Source organism: Methylovorus menthalis (assembly GCF_020523625.1).
Classification (GTDB): Bacteria; Pseudomonadota; Gammaproteobacteria; order Burkholderiales; family Methylophilaceae; genus Methylovorus; species Methylovorus menthalis.
In genome coordinates this window covers 1-5,280 of record NZ_JAJAQH010000010.1, presented here as the reverse complement: position 1 = coordinate 5,280, position 5,280 = coordinate 1, and the positions used below count along the sequence as shown (strand labels likewise).

At 50.5% G+C, this 5,280-nt stretch carries 2 tRNA genes and 2 rRNA genes; all 4 read right to left on the bottom strand.

Annotated features, from left to right (window positions below):
• Nucleotides 1–170 precede the first annotated feature (170 nt).
• A 23S ribosomal RNA gene (locus tag LG204_RS14070) occupies nucleotides 171–3,051 on the bottom strand.
• A 298-nt stretch (nucleotides 3,052–3,349) separates the two neighbouring features.
• A tRNA-Ala gene (locus tag LG204_RS14065) sits at nucleotides 3,350–3,425 on the bottom strand.
• Nucleotides 3,426–3,439: 14 nt separating this feature from the next.
• Nucleotides 3,440–3,516 (bottom strand) — tRNA-Ile (locus LG204_RS14060).
• 74 nt (nucleotides 3,517–3,590) lie between these two features.
• A 16S ribosomal RNA gene (locus LG204_RS14055) occupies nucleotides 3,591–5,135 on the bottom strand.
• The 16S and 23S rRNA genes sit together here with 2 tRNA genes alongside, the layout of an rRNA operon.
• Nucleotides 5,136–5,280: the final 145 nt, after the last annotated feature.

Here is a 5,280-nt window from a genome sequence, read left to right as displayed (position 1 = left end):
CATAACCGGTAGTGCTTGAGATGGTGCATTCAAGCCCTGTTAAGCTTTGCGTATTCGTTAGAACACGCTGACCTTGTCCTTTCAGACAAGCGTCTTTAAAAAACAGAAGAAGTAAAGTATGCGTATTGATTGCGCTTTAGAGCAACCTTGAACTCAAGTTTCAAGGTTATAGGATCAAGCCTCACGAGCAATTAGTAACGGTCAGCTTAATGCATTACTGCACTTCCACATCCGTCCTATCAACGTCCTGGTCTCGAACGACTCTTTAGTGTGCTTAAAGCACAGGGAAGTCTCATCTTGAGGCAAGTTTCACGCTTAGATGCTTTCAGCGTTTATCTCTTCCGGATTTAGCTACCCGGCTATGCCATTGGCATGACAACCGGTCCACCAGAGATCCGTCCACTCCGGTCCTCTCGTACTAGGAGCAGCCCCCCTCAAACTTCCAACGCCCACGGCAGATAGGGACCAAACTGTCTCACGACGTTTTAAACCCAGCTCACGTACCACTTTAAATGGCGAACAGCCATACCCTTGGGACCGGCTACAGCCCCAGGATGTGATGAGCCGACATCGAGGTGCCAAACTCCCCCGTCGATATGAACTCTTGGGAGGAATCAGCCTGTTATCCCCAGAGTACCTTTTATCCGTTGAGCGATGGCCCTTCCATACAGAACCACCGGATCACTATGACCTGCTTTCGCACCTGCTCGACCTGTCCGTCTCGCAGTCAAGCAACCTTATGCCATTGCACTATCAGTACGATTTCCGACCGTACCTAGGTTACCTTCGCACTCCTCCGTTACTCTTTGGGAGGAGACCGCCCCAGTCAAACTGCCCACCATACACGGTCCCCGATCCAGATAATGGACCTAGGTTAGAACCTCAACAACATCAGGGTGGTATTTCAAGGTTGACTCCACAAGAACTGGCGTCCCTGCTTCAAAGTCTCCCACCTATCCTACACAAATCTTGTCAAAGTCCAATGTAAAGCTACAGTAAAGGTTCATGGGGTCTTTCCGTCTAGCCGCGGGTAGATTGCATCTTCACAAACATTTCAACTTCGCTGAGTCCCGAGAGGAGACAGTGTGGCCATCGTTACGCCATTCGTGCGGGTCGGAACTTACCCGACAAGGAATTTCGCTACCTTAGGACCGTTATAGTTACGGCCGCCGTTTACCGGGGCTTCAATCAAGAGCTTGCACCCCATCATTTAACCTTCCGGCACCGGGCAGGCGTCACACCGTATACGTCCACTTTCGTGTTTGCACAGTGCTGTGTTTTTATTAAACAGTCGCAGCCACCTTTTCACTGCAACCCCATCGGCCTTCGAGAGTAAATCTCTACAACCTACCGGGGCGCACCTTCTCCCGAAGTTACGGTGCTAATTTGCCGAGTTCCTTCTCCCGGGTTCTCTCAAGCGCCTTAGAATTCTCATCCTGCCCACCTGTGTCGGTTTGCGGTACGGTCTCAATATAACTGAAGCTTAGTGGCTTTTCTTGGAAGCTTGGTATCAATCACTTCGTGCACAAGTGCACTCGTCGTCACGCCTCAGAATTGACCCTCCGGATTTGCCTAAAGGATCTCCCTACACGCTTAAACCACCTATTCCAACAGATGGCTGACCTAACCTTCTCCGTCCCCACATCGCATTACATTGAGGTACAGGAATATTAACCTGTTTCCCATCAGCTACGCATCTCTGCCTCACCTTAGGGGCCGACTCACCCTGCGCCGATGAACGTTGCGCAGGAAACCTTGGGCTTTCGGCGAGGGAGCTTTTCACTCCCTTTATCGCTACTCATGTCAGCATTCGCACTTCTGATACCTCCAGCATTCCTCACAGAACACCTTCGCAGGCCTACAGAACGCTCTCCTACCATGCATATAAATATGCATCCGCAGCTTCGGTTACGTGCTTAGCCCCGTTACATCTTCCGCGCGGGACGACTCGACCAGTGAGCTATTACGCTTTCTTTAAAGGATGGCTGCTTCTAAGCCAACCTCCTGGCTGTCTGTGCCTTCCCACTTCGTTTTCCACTTAGCACGTCATTAGGGACCTTAGCTGGCGGTCTGGGTTGTTTCCCTCTTGACCACGGACGTTAGCACCCATGGTCTGTCTCCCGTGATTGCACTTCTCGGTATTCGGAGTTTGCAATGGTTTGGTAAGCTCTTATGAGCCCCCTAGCCATAACAGTGCTCTACCCCCAAGAGTGAGACACGAGGCACTACCTAAATAGTTTTCGGAGAGAACCAGCTATTTCCAAGTTTGTTTAGCCTTTCACCCCTATCCACAGCTCATCCCCTAATTTTTCAACATTAGTGGGTTCGGACCTCCAGTACCTGTTACGGCACCTTCATCCTGGCCATGGATAGATCACTTGGTTTCGGGTCTACACCCAGCAACTATCGCCCTATTCGGACTCGCTTTCGCTACGCCTCCCCTATCGGTTAAGCTTGCTACTGAATGTAAGTCGCTGACCCATTATACAAAAGGTACGCAGTCACCCCTTACGAGGCTCCCACTGTTTGTATGCATGCGGTTTCAGGTTCTATTTCACTCCCCTCCCGGGGTTCTTTTCGCCTTTCCCTCACGGTACTGGTTCACTATCGGTCGATTACGAGTATTTAGCCTTGGAGGATGGTCCCCCCATGTTCAGACAGGATTTCACGTGTCCCGCCCTACTTGTCGTTATCCTAGTTCCACAAACGGGATTTCGTATACGGGGCTATCACCCGCTATGGCCGGACTTTCCATTCCGTTCTACTATCGCGTCTGCTAAAAATAACAGGCTTTTCCGGGTTCGCTCGCCACTACTTCCGGAATCTCGGTTGATTTCTTTTCCTCGAGCTACTTAGATGTTTCAGTTCACTCGGTTCGCTTCGCTTCTCCTATATATTCAGAGAGCGATACCCTTGCGGGTGGGTTTCCCCATTCGGACATTCCCGGATCAAAGCTTATTTGCCAGCTCCCCGAGACTTTTCGCAGGCTACCACGTCCTTCATCGCCTGTAATCGCCAAGGCATCCACCACATGCACTTATTCGCTTGACCCTATAACGTTAAAACCTGAGCCCTTTTAAACTCAAATCTCGCGACCAACGAGTAGTAGTTGGTCCGCTATAGGCTTGCTTCTAAAGCAACTTATTTGAATCCGCTTATTTCTTTCGAACTAAACGAGTTCAAATGTTTTGATTTCTGCAATCAATTACCCATTTGAACACTCAGAACCTCATCACAAAGTTCCTGTGTTCTCTTTACTTCTTCCATTTTGTTAAAGATCAATCCGGCTTTAAAAGCCAGAAATAAATACAGCAACCTGCACTTATTTCTAACTTCTTCATCAAGGTAGTGGTGGAGGATGACGGGATCGAACCGACGACCCCCTGCTTGCAAAGCAGGTGCTCTCCCAGCTGAGCTAATCCCCCTACTCGGGTGAATCTGGTGGGTCTGGTTGGGCTCGAACCAACGACCCCCGCCTTATCAAGACGGTGCTCTAACCAGCTGAGCTACAGACCCTTCTAAGGCCATTCCTTGATGTGCTCTTGAACAACCGATAAGTGTGAATGCTTGCAGCTTCGGATTTTCTCTAGAAAGGAGGTGATCCAGCCGCACCTTCCGATACGGCTACCTTGTTACGACTTCACCCCAGTCATGAATCCTACCGTGGTAATCGTCCCCCTTGCGGTTAGACTAACTACTTCTGGTAGAACCCACTCCCATGGTGTGACGGGCGGTGTGTACAAGGCCCGGGAACGTATTCACCGCGACATGCTGATCCGCGATTACTAGCGATTCCGACTTCATGCAGTCGAGTTGCAGACTGCAATCCGGACTACGATCGGCTTTCTGGGATTGGCTCCCCCTCGCGGGTTGGCAACCCTCTGTACCGACCATTGTATTACGTGTGAAGCCCTGGCCATAAGGGCCATGAGGACTTGACGTCATCCCCACCTTCCTCCGGTTTGTCACCGGCAGTCCCAATAAAGTGCCCAACTAAATGATGGCAATTATTGGCAAGGGTTGCGCTCGTTGCGGGACTTAACCCAACATCTCACGACACGAGCTGACGACAGCCATGCAGCACCTGTGTCTACTTTCCCTTTCGGGCACCTAATGCATCTCTGCTTCGTTAGTAGCATGTCAAGGCCAGGTAAGGTTTTTCGCGTTGCATCGAATTAATCCACATAATCCACCGCTTGTGCGGGCCCCCGTCAATTCCTTTGAGTTTTAATCTTGCGACCGTACTCCCCAGGCGGTCTACTTCACGCGTTAGCTGCGTTACTAATGGATTTTACTCCACCAACAACTAGTAGACATCGTTTAGGGCGTGGACTACCAGGGTATCTAATCCTGTTTGCTCCCCACGCTTTCGAGCATGAGCGTCAGTATTAGGCCAGGGGGCTGCCTTCGCCATTGGTATTCCTCCACATCTCTACGCATTTCACTGCTACACGTGGAATTCTACCCCCCTCTCCCATACTCTAGCCTTGCAGTTTCAAACGCAGTTCCCAGGTTGAGCCCGGGGCTTTCACATCTGACTTACAAAACCGCCTGCGCTCGCTTTACGCCCAGTAATTCCGATTAACGCTCGCACCCTACGTATTACCGCGGCTGCTGGCACGTAGTTAGCCGGTGCTTCTTATCAAGGTACCGTCATCCTCACCCGGTATTAGCGAATAAGTTTTCTTTCCTTGCGAAAGAGCTTTACAACCCGAAGGCCTTCTTCACTCACGCGGCATGGCTGGATCAGGCTTTCGCCCATTGTCCAAAATTCCCCACTGCTGCCTCCCGTAGGAGTCTGGACCGTGTCTCAGTTCCAGTGTGGCTGGTCGTCCTCTCAGACCAGCTACTGATCGTCGCCTTGGTGGGCCTTTACCCCACCAACTAGCTAATCAGATATCGGCCGCTCGTTCTGCGTAAGGTCCGAAGATCCCCTACTTTCCCCCTCAGGGCGTATGCGGTATTAGCTAATCTTTCGACTAGTTATCCCCCACAATACGGTACGTTCCGATATATTACTCACCCGTTCGCCACTCGTCAGCAGAGAAGCAAGCTTCTCTCTGTTACCGTTCGACTTGCATGTGTAAAGCATGCCGCCAGCGTTCAATCTGAGCCAGGATCAAACTCTTCAGTTTAATTCCCAACTATTACTTGTGACCCCAATAAAGGGGTCGGTATGTCGCTTGGCTTAATTCTCAAATGAATCTAGGTATTTCTACAAAGTTTCATTCAAGGTGTTAAGCACTTATGTATCTTGAGTGTCACCCGGCAAAACCGGGC